Origin of the sequence: Providencia rettgeri, from assembly GCF_023205015.1 — a bacterium.
Lineage (GTDB): Bacteria > Pseudomonadota > Gammaproteobacteria > Enterobacterales > Enterobacteriaceae > Providencia > Providencia rettgeri_E.
This window is the reverse complement of sequence record NZ_CP096258.1, coordinates 983,506-1,001,413: the sequence shown is the minus strand read 5'-3', so window position 1 is coordinate 1,001,413 and position 17,908 is coordinate 983,506. Positions and strand designations below refer to the sequence as shown.

Here is a 17,908-nt window from a genome sequence, read left to right as displayed (position 1 = left end):
AAAGAAAGGCTATTATGACCAAATTTGATTATCTGATGCGTTTAAGAAAATGCACCACAATTGAAACTCTTGAGCGTGTCATTGAGAAAAATAAGTATGAATTATCTGATGATGAGCTAGAGCTATTCTATTCGGCTGCGGATCACCGCTTAGCTGAACTCACAATGAATAAGCTTTATGATAAAATCCCTGCTTCTGTTTGGAAGTTTGTTAGATAATACCTCATTAATACGCACAGATAGTGAATGGTTATAGCCGGTAAATACACTTATCGGCTGGATGTGGTGTAATTGTTACTTTATTCTTAGCATTATAATTATGCTAATAGAACTTTTATTGCTTTTCATTTTAACCACCTTTTTTCTTATGACAATAATCAACAACTAATGTTGTATTCTTAAACTTTCCTTTTTAACTTTTGAAATTATTTAAGTTAATGAAATTAATTTACATTTATAAAAATAAAGAAAAAGAAAAAAAAGAAAAACAATTAAAGATTATATTTATAACAGATTAGAATATATGAATTGATATACAGAAAAGAGCGCCTAGAATTGGGTGGGAGCCCTGCCAGCGACATCCCGGCACACACGACCCCTGCTATGGCTGCTTCCTTCCGGACCTGACCAAGTTAACAAGTTAGCGTTGCGGGAGAACCAACAGAGCCCCCATTGATTGCTTCTTTCAAAGCAGGGGCATTATGCTTGATAGTCGTTTAAATAGCAAGAAACCCATGATTAAGTGACGATTTATTACACAAAGAACCAATAGAAATAGCAACTCAACGAAAAAATCGCTAATTTGCAGACACCATCAATAATTCAACATTTGTTGTGATGCCGTTATTGATAACCTCAGCAACACCATCACTGATGTATAATAGTTTTCCATTTGCATTCACGGTTGCATTAACAACGAGTCTACCTTCCTGCCGAACTTCATTTTTTTGGTAAGTAAGCTCAAAAGGAATTGTTGGGCGATTATTCACTGAATTATAATATTTTTGAGATAATATTAGCGCTGGTAAGTCCGCTACCGTTGTATCTGCCAGAGTGATTGTAACCACCGCACCTTCGGGTAAAGCCGTATTCTGTAAAATTACCACACGGCCCTCGATTTTCCCTGAATCTACCGTCTGGTTATTATTACTATTTTTAGCATTAAGTGCTTTCTCGTTGGGCTTTGTGCTATTCCCTTCACAGCCAACCAACATTAAAAGTACTAATAAGCTAACAATGTAGCGAAAAAACTTCATAGTTATTACCTATAATACAATGTTTACTAAAACATTTTTAAATAATCGGAATAGACAAATCATTTTCTGATTGTTAAGTAACAAAAAGTATAACTAATATTGGTAGAATAATACATTTATATTTCCAAATGTAACAATGCGTAACCTGAATTTATTCGATAACAATTAACCTACCTATTCAGGATAAATAATGGGAAAATGCGAGTATCTCATTCACATATAACAGAACTAAGATGACTATGAGCCCAGAATTACAGAATCTAATTAGCCTAATCAAACTCGAAAAAATTGAAGAAGGTATTTTTCGAGGACAAAGTGAAGACCTTGGTTTGCCTCAAGTTTTTGGCGGACAAGTTGTTGGGCAAGCCATGTATGCAGCGAAACAAACCATACCTGAAGAGCGAGCGATTAATTCTTTTCATAGTTATTTTTTACGTCCAGGTGATAGCTCTCGCCCTATTGTTTATGACGTTGAGATTTTACGCGATGGCGGAAGTTTTAGCGCACGTCGAGTGAGCGCCATTCAAAATGGCAAGCCTATCTTCTTTATGACCGCATCATTTCAATCCCAAGAAGAAGGTTATAATCATCAAAACTTGATGCCAGATGTACCACCTCCTACAACATTAATTTCTCAAGATGATATTGTGCAAAGTTTAGCTGATAAATTACCTGAATCAGTTAAAAAATATGCTCTTAGGCCAACTCCCTTTGAATTTCGTCCTGTTGAGTTTTACAGTCCATTCGATTCCGTACCTCAAGAACCGTTTCGCTATATTTGGTTCAAAGCGAAAGGGCAGCTACCTGATCTCCCTTCGCTACATCACTATTTGTTAGGTTATGCATCTGACTACAACTTCCTTCCCGCTGCATTGCAACCGCATGGTAGAGGCTTTATGGAACGAGATCTACAAGTCGCAACGATTGATCATTCCATGTGGTTCCATCGCCCATTCAAAATTGATGATTGGTTACTGTATGCCGTAGAAAGCCCTTCAGCATCTGGTGGAAGAGGTTTTGTTAAAGGACAAATCTATAATTTACAAGGTGAGCTTGTTGCAACCGCAGTCCAAGAAGGTGTAATTCGTCATAGGCAACCCCATAAATAAAGCAGAGTTTAGAGTAAGTGATTACTTACTTAGGAAGGTAGATTAATCTGTTTTAAAAGGTAATGGCAGCCAGCAATAAGCTGCCATTATCAATTTACACAAAGCACAGTATTATCCTGTCATTATCATTACGCTAATGATTAATTATAAGCACTTTCACCATGAGAAGTAATATCTAAACCTTCCCTTTCTTTTTCGACATTAATGCGTAAACCTGACGTTTTCGCTGCTACTTTAAATGCGATATAAGCAACGATTGCAGTCCAAACAACACAAACTAATATGCTAACGGCTTGAATTCCGACTTGTTTCATCATCGTAATACCTTCTGCAAAGCCACTTCCACCTAATGTCGTTGAAGTAAATACCCCCGTAAGTAAACAACCTAAAATCCCGCAGACACCGTGAACGCCAAAAACATCGCAAACATCATCAACTTTTAATCGACGCTTTAAAATCACAACACCCCATAAACCTGCCACCCCAGACAATACCCCTATAATTAATGCCCCACCGACCCCAACCGTTCCTGCCGCTGGTGTAACCCCAACTAACCCAGCTAAACAACCAGAGCAAGCGCCTAATAATGAAGGTTTTTCCCTGAAAAGCCACTCAGCTAAAGTCCATGATAAAATAGCTCCAGCTGCAGCTGCGATAGTGTTCACAAACGCTAATGCAGCGATACTATTAGCACTTCCGGCAGAACCTGCATTGAAACCAAACCAACCAATGAATAGTATGGAGGTTCCCATAAACACCATAGGTAAGTTATGTGGTTTAATAGCCTCTTTTCCTAATCCAGTACGATGTCCAAGTAAGTAAGCACCAACTAAACCAGCAACAGCCGCATTAATATGAACAACCGTCCCCCCTGCGAAATCTAGTGCGCCATCTTGCGACAAAATACCGCCGCCCCATATCATGTGTGCCATTGGTAAATAAGCAAATGTCGTCCAAATAACCGTAAAAATTAAGATTGCAGAAAATTTAATCCGCTCCCCTAATGCACCAACCACCAATGCAACCGTTAAGCATGCAAATGCCCCCTGAAAAACAACGTGAATAAATTGGGGGATCGGTCCAGATAAGCTTTCAACAGTGATATTTTTTAACATAATCTGACTAAAACCACCGATAAAATCATTTCCCTCACTAAAAGCTAAGCTGTACCCATAAACAATCCAAATAACAGACACTAAAGCAAAAATAACCGCGGTTTGAGCCATTAAAGAAAGAACATTTTTACTTCTTAGTAGCCCACCATAGAATAATGCGATACCTGGAAGTATCATGAAAATAACTAAAGCAGTCGCTATCATCATAAATGCGTTATCCGCTTTATCTAGGGTTTCCTCTGCTGCAAGCACCGTTATTGGAAAACTCCCCATTGATATCAATAGACATAAGTATTGGAACCCTTTGCGCATAATTGCTCTCCTACAGTGCTTCGTCTTGTTTTTCACCTGTACGAATACGTACAGCTTGCTCTAATGACAAAATAAATATTTTTCCATCCCCAACTTGGCCCGTATAAGCTTTTTTTTCGATTGTTTCAATTACCTGGTCTACTAACTCATCAGAAACTGCTATTTCCATACGTACTTTAGGTAAAAAATCGACAGTATATTCAGCTCCCCTATATAATTCGGCATGTCCTTTCTGTCGTCCAAACCCTCGAACTTCAGTAATAGTAAGCCCTTGAACACCAATATCTGATAGTGCTTCTCGGACTTCATCTAATTTAAATGGCTTAATGATTGCAATGATATATTTCATGCTCACTCCTATAAGTCAGGTGAATAAGCCGCTCAATATCTTGAACAGCACTGACGTTATAGCAAATCGTGTGCCAAAATATATTTATCCATATAATTCAATAGGAAATAACAAAATAAAAAACCACTCGAATGAGTGGCTTTAGGTCTTGCATTATAAGAGTGCAGAATAATTAACTAGTTATACTCTCAATTTCAGCATCACAACGGGCATTCAATGATTCCCCAACTTGTTGCAACTGGTACATTTGATAATAACGTCCTTTTTGCTGTAAAAGCTGCAAATGCTTACCTTGCTCAACAATTGCACCACGATGTAACACAACAACTTGGTCAGCATCAACGATTGTTGATAAACGATGAGCTATCACGACTAGCGTAGTATGTTGACGGATCATTCGTAATGCTTTTTGTATCGCTTGCTCTGTCCCTGAGTCAATATTTGCTGTCGCTTCATCCAAAATTAAAATTTTCGGTGTGACCACAAGCACTCGAGCCATCGCTAATAATTGCCTTTGTCCAACAGACAAAGTGTTTCCTTGTTCACCTAGTACAGTATCGAGCCCATCAGGTAACTCACGAACCAACTCAGCAAGCTGAACAGTTTCAAGAACTTCCCAAACTTTATCTTGGCTAACCTCTCGTCCTAGTGCGACGTTATCAAAAAAAGAAGCCGCAAGAACAACAGGGTCTTGTTGCACCATTGCAATACCCTGACGTAAAACTTGATGAGATAGTGAACTCAAATTACGACCATCTAATAAAATATCCCCTTCCCGCCACGGGTAATACCCCATGATTAAATTTGCGATGGTACTTTTACCGCTCCCGGTATGGCCAACCAATGCAACGAAATTATTATCGGGTACGTGTAAATTAATATCTTTAAGTACCATTTTGTTATCACGGTAAGCGAAAGATAAATGGTTAATTGAGATTGAGCCACCTTGTAATGGCTCATTGCTTTCTCCATATCCTTGTTGCGGGCTATCCATGAGTTCAAAAACACGCTCACCTGAAACAACCGCTTGCTGAAGCATCGATTGCTGAGAAGTTAATTCGATAAGCGGTTCATTCAAGCGACCTAAATAGTTAATAAATGCATATAAGACACCAACACCAATGGTAGTCGTTCCTTCGAATCCAAATAGCAATAGCAAGCCACACAATACTGAAGCTGAAAGTAAACTTAGTAATGGCCTTAATAGTAAGCCATCAAGTTTTAATGCTTTCATTCTTGCAAAATAATGGTCTTGGCTAATACTTTGCATTTTTTCGCCAAACCTAGCCTGTTGGACAAATTGCTGAATAACCGTCATTCCACTAATGACTTCGTTAAAACCGTTGTTAATATCCGCAAGATAGGATCTCACACGACGTACAATCGGTGTGCTTAAGCGCTGATAAATAAGCATCACAACAAATACAGCAGGAAAAATCATCACTGCAATTGATGCCATACGCCATTCCAATGAAAACATAGCAACTAACATGGCACAAATTAGGGCTAAACTGCGAAACACCGTCGGCACAACCATCACAAAGAGGTCTTTAATCACTTCAGTATCATTTGTCACTCGTGAAATCAATTGGCCAACAGGTTGTTTATCAAAGGCACTCAGAGGCTGCCTAAGGGCGGCATTCATCACATCTGTTCGTAATGTTTGCACGACGCCCACAGAAGCTTTATTAAATAAAATAATTTGATAGTAATGTAATAATGCAGCAATAACTTGAAGCAATATAAAACCAACGGCCATATATAAAGCCAGTGGCATGATGATTTGTTTTTTCGCAATCATGTTATCAATAAAATAACTGATTAGCAGAGGCCCACTGACCTCTGCAATAGCGGCCAACCATAGCATTGCAATAGCAATACCCATAGTACCTCGGTACGCTTTTCCGTAAGCAAGTAAACGCTTAAGTGCTGGCCATAACGGTTTTTTTTGGCTCATAGCTCACCATCCAAAGCCGCTTCAATCTGTTGGTACTGATACATATCTTTATACCAGCCCGACTGTCCAATAAGCGCTTCATGTCTACCTCGGCTAATAACCGCCCCTTGAGATAGCACAATAATATTATCTGCTTCAACCAATGCAGATAGACGATGAGCGCTAATTATCATAGTCCTACCTTGTCGCCAATGACTTAAATTTTGTAAAATTGTAAACTCGGTCTGCCCATCAACGGCAGAAAGTGCATCATCTAACACCAAAATTTCTGCATTTTGCAAGATAGCCCTTGCAATAGAAATTCGTTGTTTCTGCCCACCTGACAACATAACACCACGCTCACCAACCTGAGTAGAATAGCCCTCCGGTAAACGTAAGATATCATCATGTACACAAGCAATGTGCGCAGCCTGTTCAATTTCCTCCTGAGTTGCATTAGGTCGCCCAAGTGCGATATTGCCTGCAACTGTATCTGAAAATAAAAATGGAGACTGATTCACAATAGATAAACGACCACGCCATTCATCTAAACGAATCTCAGGTAGCGGTAAGCCTTGATAGAGGATCTCCCCTTCAGTAACATCAAATTGGCGTTGCAATAACGTCAACAATGTTGATTTCCCAGCCCCTGTTGGCCCACATATTCCCAAAAACTGCCCAGGTTTTAGGTCAAACCGAATATCATGCAATGCTGTTCGTGTCGTTTCTGGATAACTAAAACTGATGATATTCACATTCAAGTTTCCCTTTTCAGGCTGTAATGAATGCGAACCATCCTGAATAACTAATGGCTCATTAAGTAAACTTAAAATACGACTATAAGCTGCACTACCTCGTTCAACGATATTAAACATCCATGCTAGCGCTAACATCGGCCAAATCATTAACCCTAAATACATCACAAAGCTCGTTAATTCACCTAACGTCAATGTGTCGTTTAATACCATCCAGCTGCCACCTGCAATAGCGAGTAAATTGGCCATACCAATTGCCATAAAAATGGTGGGGTCAAAACGCGCATCAACTCTAGCAACATGCATATTGCGACGCCCAGCCTCAGTGGCTACCTGTTCAAATTGATTTGATTGATGGTCTTCAAGACCAAAAGCTTTAATCATACGGATACTTGTTAAACTTTCTTGCGCATGATTATTTAAAGACGAAAATGCTCCTTGAGCGTGCTTAAAACGCTGATGAAGCTGGTCCCCATAACGCTTAATAACGAGTGCCATAATTGGCATTGGTATAAGAGCAAGTAAAGTCAGCTGCCAACTAATTTCAACACTCATCATGATGAGTACCGCACACCCCATCACCAATGAGTCAACCAATGTTAAAACGCCTTCGCCTGCTGCAAATACAACTCGGTCAACATCATTCGTCGTGCGTGCAATTAAATCCCCTGTTCGGTACTTAAGGTAAAACTCTTGGTTTTGTAGACTTAATTGCCGATAAAATTTTTGTCGTAGCTGCACGGCTAACTTATAAGACGCACCAAATAACCATAAACGCCAAACATACCGCAAACCATACACAACCAGCGCAATCAACAGCATGACTGAAACATAAGTAATCAACTGCGTTGTTGGCATTGCCCCTTTACTTATTCCATCAACAACCACACCAACGATACGTGGAGGGACTAATTGTAAGATAGCAATGATAATGAGAAAGCAAACAGCACCGAGATAGCGCCGCCATTCACTCAAAAAATACCAACCTAGTTGTGAAAATAATCGCACGTAATACTGCCTTGAATATATTGATTTAATGATGCCTAAGGATGAGAAGCCGTAATCATCTACGTTATTACGGAGTTAATCAGGAATAGGCAAGACTGTCGTATACTTGATTTTTTCCATTGCAAAACTTGAAGTCACATCAATTAAACCATGAACACCATTGACGAGTTTTTTATAGAATAAGTCATATGATTTCATGTCATGCACTTCTACTTGCATAAGGTAATCATACTCCCCAGCCATACGATAAAACATCAGAACTTCAGGGAGTTGACTGACAAAAGAAACAAATTGCTCATACCACTCACTATTATGGTGCTGTGTTTTAATTGTCACAATTACCGTTAAACCTAAACCTAGCTTCTCACCGTCGAGTAAAGTCACTCGCCCTCGAATATAGCCCTCATCTTCAAGCCTTTTTAATCTTTTCCAGCACGGCGTAGATGTTAAATTAACCGCTTCAGCAAGGGTGTTTAGGGATAGGCTACTGTCATTTTGCAATAAACAAAGCAGCTTTTTGTCTATTTTATCTAGCATGATTGCTCTCTTGACTTGGGTGCAAATACTTTTGCCGTTATTTTATTAGCCGCATAAGCATATTATGCAAAATCGAATAATTTAAAAACAATAAAAATGTTACCAAATGCCAAGATTATAGAATATTTTTATACAAATAACCAAATTGACACATAAATAGTACCTCAATCAAACTAACTTGATAAAATAGAACTATTAATTGCATCTTAGTATCGATAACATGTTTCACTTTCTTCTTATTACATATTGAAAATGATATATCACCAAGGAGTACCTATGAAACGCGCAGTTGTGGTTTTCAGCGGAGGCCAAGACTCAACAACCTGTCTTATTCAAGCTTTGCAAAACTATGATGAAGTTCATTGTGTGACTTTCGATTATGGCCAGCGCCACCGTTTTGAAATCGAAGTTGCACAAAAGTTAAGCGTATCTCTAGGTGCTACAGCGCATAAAGTCTTAGATGTTACATTACTCAATGAATTAGCAATTAGCAGCTTAACTCGAGATAACATCCCAGTTCCTGGTTTCACAGAAAGCGAGTCGAGCGGCCTGCCTAGCACTTTCGTACCTGGGCGTAATATTTTATTTCTCACTCTCGCAGCAATATACGCCTATCAAGTCCAAGCAGAAGCGGTAATAACTGGTGTATGTGAAACCGATTTTTCAGGTTATCCAGATTGCCGTGATGAGTTTGTTAAAGCACTTAACCATGCTGTAGACCTCGGCCTTGCCAAAAATATTCGCTTTGAAACACCGTTAATGTGGCTAAATAAAGCCCAAACATGGGCTCTTGCTGACAGTTATGGTCACCTCGAAACTATCAGGCAACAAACACTGACTTGTTATAATGGTATTCAGGGGGACGGTTGCGGCGAGTGCGCAGCCTGCCATTTAAGAAGCAGAGGCTTAGCTGAATATCTAAATGATAAAGAAACCATTATGCAATCATTAAAACAAAAGCACTAATAAGTTAATCAAATACACAGCCTACCATTCGCTCATTCACAACTATTCAAGCTAGGTAGGCTAATTTTAGATGAAATCTTCAGAACCCACCTTGAATGACTCTAGTTTCTCACGTAATTGTTCATCAATCACAATCGCTTTATTCTCTATATTATCGATGAAAACAAATGTCACATAGGCATCTGAAACAACCTCTTGAACACCTGCTTTATTACGAATAATTTGTTGATAACACACGGCACTTTTACTTCCTATTTTATCCATCCGAGTCACAACCGTCAGTTCATCACCAAGTAATACGCCTTGGATGTAATTTACATTAATGTTCACTGCAGCCATTGTTAAATTATTCTTTATAGCCCAGCTAATGAAATTACGTTTATTCATCCATTCCCAGCGATCTGCTTCGTAGAATTCTAAATAGCGCGCATTATTAACATGCTGAAAAACATCTATATGATAACCATGAACTTTAATATGTGTTGTCATAACTACTCCGACCAGTTTATTTTTTAATAACATAAAAATAACAAATGTACGGAAAATGTGCTGAATGAATATCAATAATCAGACTTAGCTCGCAAATTATTTACACAAAGCTTAGTTTTATGCTTAATTATTAACCTGTTAATATATTAGTCTCATACTGCATATCTCCTCTACACTATATATTTCCCCCATACTTTGTATGGGGGATTTTAGCTATAGAGTTAGCTTGTCTTTATTCTTTTCTAAAAATGCGGGACCTATCCCCTGAACCTCTAAAATGTTTTCAATGGAATTAAAAGCACCATATTTTTGCCTATATTCCACAATTGCTTTCGCTTTTTGCCTACCGATACCAGTCAGTTTTTCTGCAAGTTCGTCTTCACCCGCTAAGTTGATATTGACTTTGTCAGACTGGCCATGGCTCGTCGATGGTGAGTTATTACTTACTTGTTTTTCTTGAATAACAGCCGCAGTGGCTTTTTCTGGCTCAATTTTCTTAGCCAAAGAAAAAAAAGAGAATGAGCATAATAAAGAAAGTAGCAGAACAGTACCTAATCTGCATTGATTAACTGAATTCCATAACATATTTGTTCTCCTGTGTGTATTGAGATGCAACGATGCCATAGAAAAATACGGAACACTTTTCAATAATATTAAAAATACAAAAGGCCACCCAAAGGTAGCCTCCTGTTTATGAAGTTGCAATTTTACTTGCGAAGCTGCTCGCAATTATTCAATATTCAGCACTTCAATTTTTGCATTTTCACGCAAGTTAAGCATCAGAGCTTCGTTAACCGCAGAGCTCATAGCACCTTGGTATTCACGCGTTAATTGCTTTAACTCATCATCCGTCGGTTGGCCTAGCGTAACTTTATCTAGTTGAATAAGCACATAGTTATCGGACTCATCACGCGCAAGTGCATAACTTGGTTTACCATCTACAGGTTGTGGCATCTCCATCGTCGCATTGATGACCGCTGTTTGTGGCATTAAACGAGAAACGGTCTGAACATCAGAAAATTTAACACCAGCAGCATTTAGCGCTTCAGTGCCTTTACCTGCTTTTAACTCTGCGAGTAGCTTATCGCCCGTCGCTTTCAGTTCTGCATCGGCTTTTTGACGTTTAACCAGTGTTTCAATTTCTGACTTAACCTGTTCAAAAGGTTCAACGTTTTCTGGTTTGTACTCTGTTACGCGCACAATAAATGCACGGTCACCTTCCACATTAATCACGTCAGAGTTGATCCCTTTAGAGCCATTTTTATCCACTAAACGGTCGCTAAATACTTCACTCACCACTTTAGGGAAATTAAGCGCAGCAGGTGGATTTGTTCTATCAAACCAATCCGTCGTCACCGCTTTCAAACCAGATACAGATTCAACTGAAACTAATGATTCCATATCACTCGTAGCAGCTTCACTGACTTTTTGCTGTAAGTCATAGAATTGTTTAATATTCTTATCTTGAAGTAAGCTAGTTTTAATACTTTCTTCAACTTGCTCAAACGGTTTAATCGATTCCGGTTTAATATCATCTAAACGAAAGATAACATAGCTATTTTGTGATTTAACAGGCGCAGAAAGTTGCCCTTTCTCTGTTAATTTTGCATCTACAATTTCGATTGGCGTTGATGCGGCTTCCATCCAACCAATCAGGCCCTTTTGCGCTGCACTGAATTTATCCGTTGATTTTTCAGTTGCTAATGTTGCAAAGTCCGCGCCTTGTTTTAATTCATTCAGGATATCATTCGCTTCTTTTTCAGAATCCGCCTGAATCATACTGTACTGTTTTTGCTCTGCCTGAGTATAATTTTTCAGGTTTTGCTCATAATACGCTTTGACTTCTTCATCAGACACTGTGGCTGGAGGCATCGATGCGGCATCCATCTCAACATAGCTTACTCGTACTTTCTCAGGTGAGATAAAGCTATTTTGATTAGCATCATAATACGCCTTTAACTCTTCTTCAGAGGCTGTTTGTTTTGCTTGAACCTCTGCTAAATCTAAAATTGCAGTACGAATTTCACGTTCTTGCATAAATAACTCAGCATATGCTTTAACTTCTGATGGTAAAGCGAAATCCGTTCCAGTAAAGGTTTTTCCTAGCTGAGCTCGTGTAAGGTCTTGGCGAATTTGAGCTGCGAGGCTATCCGCGTTAATGTTGTTGCGGCTTAAGATCTCTCGATATTTTTCGCTATCAAACCGACCATCTGTTTGGAAAACAGGCATTGAGAAAATATATTGCTCAATTTGCTGATCGCTTGCTGAAAGTTGTAGTTCATTAGCATACTGATTAATCAGTTCATTGTTAATCAAGTTATCGAGAGCTTGGCGGCGCAGCAAATTCATACTTTCTTCATTACTAGCGACTTCTGAAAATTTATCTCCCAGATACTCTTGTAATGATTGGCGCTCTTGTTGAAAAGCCTGCTGTAGCTGCTCTCGGCTTATTGATTGCCCGTTAACTTCAGCGGCATTATTTGCACTATTACCACCGAGACCACCCATCATAACGCCACCCAACACGAATGAAAGGATAATCAGCGCCAGTATTATTTTGAGCAAAGGACTATTCGCCTTTGTGCGTAAATTTTCCATCATAAAAAGGCTTAACTCCGCTTTGTTGAATTCAATTTCCTGATAATACGCTAATCTTAACTCAGAAAGAAAAAAAAGCGCACCATTTCAATGGTGCGCTTATATATTAGCTGATTAAAGACATTCCGTCAGTTTGAGTTTTCGCAAAAATACGAGAAAGACAAACTTAAATACCTAATTAGCTATTTACAGCGTCTTTAAGACCCTTGCCTGGACGGAAAGCAGGAACTTTCGCCGCAGCGATTTTAATTTCTTTACCCGTTTGAGGGTTACGGCCTGTACGTGCTGCACGCTCACGAACAGAGAAAGTCCCAAAGCCAACTAGAGCAACATCGTCCCCTTTACTCAAAGAACCCGTTACAGTAGCAACGAACGCGTCAACAACACGACCTGCTGCAGCTTTAGAAATATTCGCATCAGAAGCGATTTGATCAATCAGTTGAGCTTTATTCACTCTTATCATCCCCATATTAGTTGGACTATAAATCTCTTAATTAACTATAGCAGTAATTAGTATAGTTAATTAATATGCAGCCGTTATATCAATCCTGATTACCAATGGCAAGAGAACAGATTGCATACAAACAATTATCAGAATCATCGTTAAATTAGCGATGAAAAAAAAGACTGACAAGCTCTAAATTAGCTGTCAGCCTTAATTTTATACAAACTTCTTGATTCAGCTCACTCTTTTAGCTTTCTTTTTAACTACTTCAGCGCCAAAAGGCGGGTTAACTAAAGCCAACGAAAGAACTTCTTCAATCGTTTTCACAGGGTGAATTTCAAGATCCGCGATCACATTTTGAGGAATTTCTTCTAAATCACGTTCGTTTTCTTTAGGAATTAATACTGTTTTAATCCCACCACGATGTGCAGCTAATAATTTCTCTTTCAGACCGCCTATCGGGAAAACTAATCCTCTTAACGTAATTTCACCTGTCATTGCTACGTCAGCTCTAACTGGGTTACCTGTTAAGCAAGAAACTAAAGCCGTTGACATCGCAATACCCGCACTTGGGCCATCTTTTGGCGTCGCCCCTTCCGGTACGTGAACGTGAATATCACGCTTTTCATAGAAATCGCTATTGATACCCAGTTTTTCCGCTCGAGCTCTAACAACCGTTAATGCCGTTTGGATAGACTCCTGCATGACTTCACCTAAAGAACCGGTGTAAGTCAGCTTACCTTTACCAGGCACACATGCAGTTTCGATAGTAAGTAAGTCACCACCAACTTCAGTCCAAGCAAGGCCTGTAACTTGTCCAACACGGCTTTCTGTGTCTGCTTGACCATAATCAAAACGGCGAACACCCAGATAATCTTTCAGGTTATCTGCGTTGATTTCAATGTGCTTAAGCTTTTTGTCCATCAATAGCGCTTTAACTGCTTTACGGCACAATTTAGAGATTTCACGCTCTAAACCACGGACGCCAGCCTCGCGAGTGTAATAACGAATGATGCTCATCAGAGCACTATCATCGATAGTTAACTCATTCTTTTTCAAGGCATTGCGTTCAATTTGCTTAGACAGTAAATGTTTTTTCGCAATATTCAGTTTTTCATCTTCTGTATAACCAGAAAGACGGATCACTTCCATACGATCTAACAATGGCGCAGGAATATTCATCGAGTTGGATGTTGCAACAAACATCACATCAGACAAATCGTAATCCACTTCCAAGTAGTGATCGTTAAATGCAATATTTTGTTCTGGATCAAGTACTTCCAACAGCGCAGAGGCAGGATCACCACGCATATCAGATGACATTTTGTCAATTTCATCCAATAAAAATAGTGGGTTTTTAACCCCGACTTTTGCCATCTTTTGAATCAGCTTACCTGGCATTGAACCGATATAGGTACGACGGTGACCGCGAATTTCAGCTTCATCACGCACCCCACCTAATGCCATACGGGTATATTGTCGACCCGTAGCCTTAGCAATAGATTGCCCTAAAGAGGTTTTTCCCACACCTGGAGGCCCAACTAAACAAAGAATTGGCCCTTTAATTTTACTGACACGGCTTTGCACTGCCAGATACTCTAAAATACGGTCTTTCACACGCTCTAAACCGTAGTGATCGGTATCTAACACTTCTTGGGCTTTCACTAAGTCTTTTTTGACTTTGCTACGCTTATGCCATGGTACCTGCACCATCCAATCGATATAGCTACGGACTACGGTAGCTTCCGCTGACATTGGAGACATCATTTTCAGCTTCTGCAATTCTGCTTCTGCTTTTTCTTGTGCCTCTTTTGGCATTTTCGCTTCTTCGATTTTACGTTTTAGCGATTCATATTCATCTGGTGCATCATCCATTTCGCCTAGCTCTTTCTGAATGGCTTTCATTTGCTCATTCAGATAATACTCGCGCTGGCTTTTTTCCATCTGTTTTTTGACACGATTACGGATGCGTTTTTCGACTTGCAGCAACTCAGTTTCTGACTCCATCATGGCCATCAAAAACTCAACACGCTCAGCGATATTCGCCATTTCTAAAACGCGTTGTTTATCCGCTAATTTTAGTGGCATATGAGAAGCAATGGTATCCGCCAGTTTATCTAGCTGATCTTGCTCTATTGCATGTAATGCGGTTAATACTTCAGGTGGGATCTTTTTATTCAGTTTTATATAGCTTTCAAACTGGCTAACAATAGTGCGATACAATACTTCGTTTTCTTTTTCATCAAGTGCGTCTGATGATTGAGAACCCGCTGTCGTTTCATCATACGCAGCGTGTTCAGACTCATTATTTTGTTCTGTTGCCAAATATTCCGCTTGCGCTAAAAAATATTCGCCATTATCAGTCAAACTTGTAATACGTGCGCGTCGTAGACCTTCAACAAGGACTTTAACGGTGCCATCAGGCAGTTTTAACATCTGAATAACAGATGCGACTGTACCGACAGCAAATAAATCATTCACCCCCGGCTCATCAGTCGAGGCTTCTTTTTGCGCAACCAGCATTACCTGCTTGTCATGATCCATCGCTGCTTCCAGACTGTGAATGGATTTTTCACGTCCAACAAACAGTGGGATCACCATATGTGGGTATACCACTACATCACGCAGAGGCAATACTGGTATTTCAATGCGTTCGGAACGCTCAGGATTCATAAAGCTCTCTCTTCGTTTAGCTCACGCTAGTTTAAGGGTTTCTCTCTCTTGTTCTAAAATTGCTGTCTAAAACAAGGAAACCACACCTCAGAATATAAACTATATGGGGACAAGATTTTAGCATTCAATGGTTAGTTGAACATAAAAAACAAAATGAGGGAAACCCCTCATTTCGTTTGATTAACTATTGAACGTTTTATATGGGATTAGTTATCGCCAGAAGCTTGAGCATCAGGTTTGCTATAGATCAAAAGCGGCTCTGATTGTTCATTAATGACGTTTTCATCAACGACGACTTTTTCAACATCACTCATTGAAGGAAGATCATACATCGTATTCAACAATGCAGCTTCAACGATAGAACGTAAACCACGAGCTCCAGTTTTACGTGCCATTGCTTTCTTCGCGATGGCTTTTAACGCTTCCTCACGGAATTCAAGCTCAGTGTTTTCAAGACTAAATAAGGCTTGATATTGTTTCGTTAATGCATTTTTAGGTTCTTGCAGAATCTGAATCAGAGCTTCTTCACTTAATTCAGTTAATGTAGCTACAACAGGTAAACGACCAATAAATTCAGGAATCAAACCGAACTTAATTAAATCTTCTGGCTCGGCCTGAGTTAACAATTCGCCTTCTGTTGCTTTATCTGACTCACCTTTCACTTCTGCAGCAAAACCAATACCCGAGCGAGTATTTAAACGCTGGCCGATCACTTTGTCGAGCCCTGCAAATGCCCCACCACAGATAAAGAGGATCTTTGAGGTATCAACCTGCAAGAACTCTTGCTGAGGGTGTTTACGTCCCCCTTGTGGCGGCACTGCTGCAACCGTTCCCTCGATTAGTTTCAGAAGTGCTTGTTGCACACCTTCCCCAGAAACGTCACGGGTAATTGATGGGTTATCTGATTTACGTGAAATTTTATCAATTTCATCGATGTACACGATACCACGTTGAGCTTTTTCAACATCGTAATCGCATTTTTGTAGTAATTTTTGAATGATATTTTCAACGTCTTCACCGACATAACCTGCTTCAGTTAATGTCGTTGCATCAGCCATTGTAAATGGCACATCCAAATAACGCGCTAACGTTTCAGCTAAAAGCGTTTTACCACTACCTGTTGGGCCAATTAGCAAAATATTACTTTTACCTAATTCAACGCCATCACTGGTTTTATCACCATTACGTAAGCGTTTATAGTGGTTATATACCGCAACAGCTAAAACTTTCTTCGCTTTTTCCTGACCGATAACATAGTCGTCAAGATGCTGTCGAATTTCATGTGGTGTCGGCAGTTCACTACGCTCACGATGCGGCGTAAGTTCTTTTATTTCTTCACGGATGATATCGAGACATAAATCTACACATTCATCACAAATATAGACTGACGGACCGGCAATCAGCTTGCGCACTTCATGCTGACTTTTTCCGCAGAAAGAGCAGTAAAGCAGTTTTCCTGTCCCCTCTTTGCGTTTATCTGTCATCAGTTGACCTCACTTTTATCCATATTGTTTTGTTTTCGTTAATTTAAAAACAAAACAACGATTTTCTTTAAAATAGTTTATGGTATGAACTAATTATACCAAAAGTTAACCCATTAACGGCTACTATAAATTTGGTCGACTAAACCATATTCTTTTGCTTCATTTGCAGATAAGAAACGGTCACGCTCTGTGTCTCGAGTAATTTCTTCAATGGATTTACCTGTATGCAGAGCCATTAACTCGTTCATTCGAGATTTCACTTTAAGAATTTCTTGGGCGTGGATTTCGATATCTGACGCTTGGCCTTGATAACCCCCTAACGGTTGGTGGATCATCACGCGTGAATTTGGTAAGCAGAAACGTTTACCTTTGGTACCCGCCGTCAATAAAAAAGCCCCCATGGAACAAGCTTGCCCCATACAAATAGTACTTACATCAGGCTTGATAAACTGCATCGTATCGTAAATTGACATACCTGCGGTAATTACACCACCCGGTGAATTAATATACAAATGAATATCTTTTTCAGGGTTTTCTGCTTCAAGAAATAGCATCTGAGCGACGATTAAATTCGCCATATGGTCTTCCACTTGACCTGTCAGGAAGATAATACGTTCTTTTAATAGACGTGAGTAAATATCATACGAGCGCTCACCACGAGAAGTCTGCTCTATGACCATAGGCACAAGGGCCATTTGAGATGCTAATTGTTCCTGACTGCCAAAATGTGACATCGAAATCTCCTATTAAAAACGTTCTGGTGCTTGCGCCTAATTTGCTGTCTACCTGCTATTTTCAGCAGAGATCATGCCACAAACAACGGTTTTAAAAAATTCCTATGTCTGCAGGCTCTTTCAACCCTCTTACTCTTCTAGTT

The 17,908-nt window shown here is 39.5% G+C and carries 16 protein-coding genes and 1 other RNA gene; 3 read left to right on the top strand and 14 right to left on the bottom strand.

Features of this window, described 5'->3' with window-relative positions; translation table 11 throughout:
* Positions 1-14: 14 nt before the first annotated feature.
* Positions 15-218 (top strand): HHA domain-containing protein, encoded by a 204-nt coding sequence (locus M0M83_RS04275; protein WP_102139052.1) that lies wholly within the window; start codon positions 15-17, stop codon positions 216-218.
* 347 nt (positions 219-565) lie between these two features.
* Here M0M83_RS04275 and ffs read toward each other — a convergent pair.
* An RNA gene (gene ffs, locus M0M83_RS04270) (signal recognition particle sRNA small type) lies at positions 566-662 on the bottom strand.
* Positions 663-796: 134 nt separating this feature from the next.
* Positions 797-1,255: a YbaY family lipoprotein gene (locus tag M0M83_RS04265; protein ID WP_125891993.1), complete on the bottom strand. Its 459-nt coding sequence runs from the start codon at positions 1,253-1,255 to the stop codon at positions 797-799.
* Positions 1,256-1,494: 239 nt separating this feature from the next.
* Here M0M83_RS04265 and tesB point away from each other — a divergent pair, with 239 nt between their 5' ends.
* A complete protein-coding gene (gene tesB, locus M0M83_RS04260) occupies positions 1,495-2,364 on the top strand; it encodes an acyl-CoA thioesterase II (protein WP_248467684.1) in 870 nt (289 codons plus the stop codon).
* Positions 2,365-2,504: 140 nt separating this feature from the next.
* Here the strand turns inward: tesB and amtB are convergent, their stop codons facing one another.
* The 5 genes from amtB to M0M83_RS04235 form a co-directional block, all read right to left on the bottom strand.
* Positions 2,505-3,752, bottom strand: a complete 1,248-nt coding sequence (gene amtB / locus M0M83_RS04255) for an ammonium transporter AmtB (protein ID WP_213913015.1) — start codon at positions 3,750-3,752, stop codon at positions 2,505-2,507.
* Positions 3,753-3,801: 49 nt separating this feature from the next.
* Positions 3,802-4,140, bottom strand: a complete 339-nt coding sequence (gene glnK / locus M0M83_RS04250; protein ID WP_125891991.1) for a P-II family nitrogen regulator — start codon at positions 4,138-4,140, stop codon at positions 3,802-3,804.
* A 172-nt stretch (positions 4,141-4,312) separates the two neighbouring features.
* The gene (locus M0M83_RS04245) at positions 4,313-6,097 is read right to left on the bottom strand and encodes a SmdB family multidrug efflux ABC transporter permease/ATP-binding protein (protein WP_125891990.1); all 1,785 of its coding nucleotides are present in this window, start codon (positions 6,095-6,097) and stop codon (positions 4,313-4,315) included.
* Positions 6,094-7,839: a SmdA family multidrug ABC transporter permease/ATP-binding protein gene (locus M0M83_RS04240; protein WP_213912934.1), complete on the bottom strand. Its 1,746-nt coding sequence runs from the start codon at positions 7,837-7,839 to the stop codon at positions 6,094-6,096. The genes M0M83_RS04245 and M0M83_RS04240 overlap by 4 nt, the downstream gene beginning before the upstream one ends.
* A gap of 75 nt (positions 7,840-7,914) precedes the next feature.
* The gene (locus M0M83_RS04235; protein WP_004905429.1) at positions 7,915-8,376 is read right to left on the bottom strand and encodes an Lrp/AsnC family transcriptional regulator; all 462 of its coding nucleotides are present in this window, start codon (positions 8,374-8,376) and stop codon (positions 7,915-7,917) included.
* 276 nt (positions 8,377-8,652) lie between these two features.
* On the opposite strand from M0M83_RS04235, the gene queC reads away from it, so the two are divergent.
* Positions 8,653-9,342 (top strand): 7-cyano-7-deazaguanine synthase QueC, encoded by a 690-nt coding sequence (gene queC, locus M0M83_RS04230; protein WP_125891988.1) that lies wholly within the window; start codon positions 8,653-8,655, stop codon positions 9,340-9,342.
* Between the two features lie 66 nt (positions 9,343-9,408).
* On the opposite strand, the gene M0M83_RS04225 is transcribed toward queC, so the two are convergent.
* From M0M83_RS04225 to clpP, 7 genes are all read right to left on the bottom strand, one after another.
* Positions 9,409-9,831, bottom strand: coding sequence for an acyl-CoA thioesterase (locus M0M83_RS04225; RefSeq protein WP_125891987.1), 423 nt, complete (start codon positions 9,829-9,831; stop codon positions 9,409-9,411).
* A gap of 213 nt (positions 9,832-10,044) precedes the next feature.
* Positions 10,045-10,416, bottom strand: coding sequence for a ComEA family DNA-binding protein (locus tag M0M83_RS04220; protein ID WP_125891986.1), 372 nt, complete (start codon positions 10,414-10,416; stop codon positions 10,045-10,047).
* Between the two features lie 144 nt (positions 10,417-10,560).
* Positions 10,561-12,432 carry a peptidylprolyl isomerase gene (gene ppiD, locus M0M83_RS04215; RefSeq protein ID WP_125891985.1) on the bottom strand — a complete coding sequence of 624 codons (1,872 nt, stop codon included), beginning with the start codon at positions 12,430-12,432 and terminating at the stop codon, positions 10,561-10,563.
* Positions 12,433-12,607: 175 nt separating this feature from the next.
* A complete protein-coding gene (hupB, locus tag M0M83_RS04210) occupies positions 12,608-12,883 on the bottom strand; it encodes a nucleoid-associated protein HU-beta (protein WP_004914513.1) in 276 nt (91 codons plus the stop codon).
* Between the two features lie 225 nt (positions 12,884-13,108).
* Complete coding sequence (gene lon, locus M0M83_RS04205; protein ID WP_125891984.1) at positions 13,109-15,547, bottom strand: endopeptidase La; 2,439 nt, start codon at positions 15,545-15,547, stop codon at positions 13,109-13,111.
* Positions 15,548-15,753: 206 nt separating this feature from the next.
* Complete coding sequence (clpX, locus tag M0M83_RS04200; protein ID WP_094962144.1) at positions 15,754-17,031, bottom strand: ATP-dependent protease ATP-binding subunit ClpX; 1,278 nt, start codon at positions 17,029-17,031, stop codon at positions 15,754-15,756.
* Between the two features lie 113 nt (positions 17,032-17,144).
* Positions 17,145-17,765, bottom strand: coding sequence for an ATP-dependent Clp endopeptidase proteolytic subunit ClpP (clpP, locus tag M0M83_RS04195; RefSeq protein ID WP_004905443.1), 621 nt, complete (start codon positions 17,763-17,765; stop codon positions 17,145-17,147).
* Positions 17,766-17,908 lie beyond the last annotated feature (143 nt).

What these genes read in the sequence shown, in the direction of transcription:
- M0M83_RS04275 (WP_102139052.1), top strand. Translation starts at nt 15, where the DNA reads ATGACCAAATTTGATTATCTGATGCGTTTAAGAAAATGCACCACAATT.
- M0M83_RS04265 (WP_125891993.1), bottom strand. Translation starts at nt 1,255, where the DNA reads ATGAAGTTTTTTCGCTACATTGTTAGCTTATTAGTACTTTTAATGTTG.
- tesB (WP_248467684.1), top strand. Translation starts at nt 1,495, where the DNA reads ATGAGCCCAGAATTACAGAATCTAATTAGCCTAATCAAACTCGAAAAA.
- amtB (WP_213913015.1), bottom strand. Translation starts at nt 3,752, where the DNA reads ATGGGGAGTTTTCCAATAACGGTGCTTGCAGCAGAGGAAACCCTAGAT.
- glnK (WP_125891991.1), bottom strand. Translation starts at nt 4,140, where the DNA reads ATGAAATATATCATTGCAATCATTAAGCCATTTAAATTAGATGAAGTC.
- M0M83_RS04245 (WP_125891990.1), bottom strand. Translation starts at nt 6,097, where the DNA reads ATGAGCCAAAAAAAACCGTTATGGCCAGCACTTAAGCGTTTACTTGCT.
- M0M83_RS04235 (WP_004905429.1), bottom strand. Translation starts at nt 8,376, where the DNA reads ATGCTAGATAAAATAGACAAAAAGCTGCTTTGTTTATTGCAAAATGAC.
- queC (WP_125891988.1), top strand. Translation starts at nt 8,653, where the DNA reads ATGAAACGCGCAGTTGTGGTTTTCAGCGGAGGCCAAGACTCAACAACC.
- M0M83_RS04225 (WP_125891987.1), bottom strand. Translation starts at nt 9,831, where the DNA reads ATGACAACACATATTAAAGTTCATGGTTATCATATAGATGTTTTTCAG.
- M0M83_RS04220 (WP_125891986.1), bottom strand. Translation starts at nt 10,416, where the DNA reads ATGTTATGGAATTCAGTTAATCAATGCAGATTAGGTACTGTTCTGCTA.
- ppiD (WP_125891985.1), bottom strand. Translation starts at nt 12,432, where the DNA reads ATGATGGAAAATTTACGCACAAAGGCGAATAGTCCTTTGCTCAAAATA.
- lon (WP_125891984.1), bottom strand. Translation starts at nt 15,547, where the DNA reads ATGAATCCTGAGCGTTCCGAACGCATTGAAATACCAGTATTGCCTCTG.
- clpX (WP_094962144.1), bottom strand. Translation starts at nt 17,031, where the DNA reads ATGACAGATAAACGCAAAGAGGGGACAGGAAAACTGCTTTACTGCTCT.
- clpP (WP_004905443.1), bottom strand. Translation starts at nt 17,765, where the DNA reads ATGTCACATTTTGGCAGTCAGGAACAATTAGCATCTCAAATGGCCCTT.